Here is a 1,549-nt window from a genome sequence, read left to right as displayed (position 1 = left end):
GTCGCGTCGCTCGAAAGCATCGAGCAGGAACGCTGGGCCATTCAGCCGATCGCTTTCATGAAAGCGGCACTGCATTTGCAGGACATGCCGTCGCCGAGCGTCACGACCGAAAACGGCCGCCGTCTGTTGATGTCGCACGTGGATGGCGACGGCTTCGCGTCGCGTGCCGAGTTCCCCGGTCCCGACTATTCGGGCGAGGCGCTGTATCAGCAGATTTTCAGCCGCTACCCGGTGCCGATGACGTTGTCAGTCATTGAAGGGGAGGTCGGTCCCAAGGGCCTGCATCCGGATATCTCGCCGCGTCTCGAAGAGATCGCCCGCAAGATGTTCGCGCTGCCGAACGTTGAGATCGGCACGCACACATATTCGCATCCGTTCCTGTGGGAACAGGTCGACGGCAAGACTGGCGCACAGGTGGACCGTGGAGGCGGCGATGCGGCGTTCTCGCTGAACATCCCGGGCTATCACTTCAACATCGATCGTGAAATCACCGGTTCGATCGACTATATCAACACGCGCCTCGCGCCGGCCGGCAAGAAAACCGTGATTCTGCAATGGTCCGGCGATTGCCAGCCGCCGGGTTTCGTTGTTCACAAGGTGTACGAGGCCGGCGTGTATAACTTCAACGGCGGCGATACCGTCATCACAAAGTCGGCGACCAGTTGGACCAACATCGCGTCAATCGGCGTCGACAAAGGGCCGGGCGCCTACCAGGTGTACGCGCCGAATCAGGACGAGAACGTCTACACGAACGACTGGCAAGGCCCGTTCTACGGTTTCACTCGCGTGCTCGAAACTTACGCGATGACGGACCGTCCGCTGCGTTTCAAGCCGATCGATATCTACTACCACATGTACAGCGGTACCAAGATTGCGTCGTTGCGTGCGCTTGACCAGATCTTTTCGACGGTGCTCAAGCAACCGGTGATGCCGGTGTATGTGAGCGAATACATCCGCAAGGTGCTCGACTGGCGCTCGTTCGCCGTAGCGAAGGAGGTCGGTCCGCATGCGAACGACTGGATTGTGCGCGGCAATGGCGAAGTGCGCGAGTTGCACTGGCCGCAAGCCGCCACGCCGGCACTCGATACGGCTGCGGGCCTGACGGGCTTCGCGGCAGGTCCCGACGGCACCTACATCCATATCGACGGCGGCAGCGCCCGCTTTGCAATCGGCGGCCCGGCAAGCGCGCCGTATATCGCGGAGGCCAACGGTTTTGTGCGCAATTTCAGGCGCACGCCGAACGGCATGCGTTTCGAGTTTGCCGGCCATTACCAGCCGTTCGTCAAACTGGCGAACGCACAGTCGTGCAGGATCAGCGTGAACAACCAGCCGGTCGCCGCGCGCCGCGACGGCAATTTCCTGCGCTTCGATATCTCGGCGAGTGCCGGTGAAAAACTGAACTACACGTCTGTCGAGGCCGTCTGTGGTCGCTAATCGCCCGCGCATCGCACCCACCTGGCTGGTCCTGCTGCTCGCCGGTGTCGTGCTGATTACGCTCTACCTCGTGCATCCACGTGGCGGATTGCGTAGCCGCATGACGTCGACGGAT

General features: G+C 61.3%; 1 protein-coding gene. It reads left to right on the top strand.

Going from position 1 to position 1,549, the window contains the following annotated elements; all coding sequences use genetic code 11:
* On the top strand, positions 1-1,434 hold a 1,434-nt coding region (locus VFE81_RS26830; RefSeq protein WP_414695665.1), incomplete at its 5' end, for a polysaccharide deacetylase family protein.
* Between the last annotated feature and the right edge of the window lie 115 nt (positions 1,435-1,549).

The organism is Paraburkholderia sp. (assembly GCF_035656215.1).
Lineage (GTDB): Bacteria > Pseudomonadota > Gammaproteobacteria > Burkholderiales > Burkholderiaceae > Paraburkholderia.
Note: the sequence above shows the minus strand (reverse complement) of the source record. Positions and strands in the feature narration are given on the sequence as shown.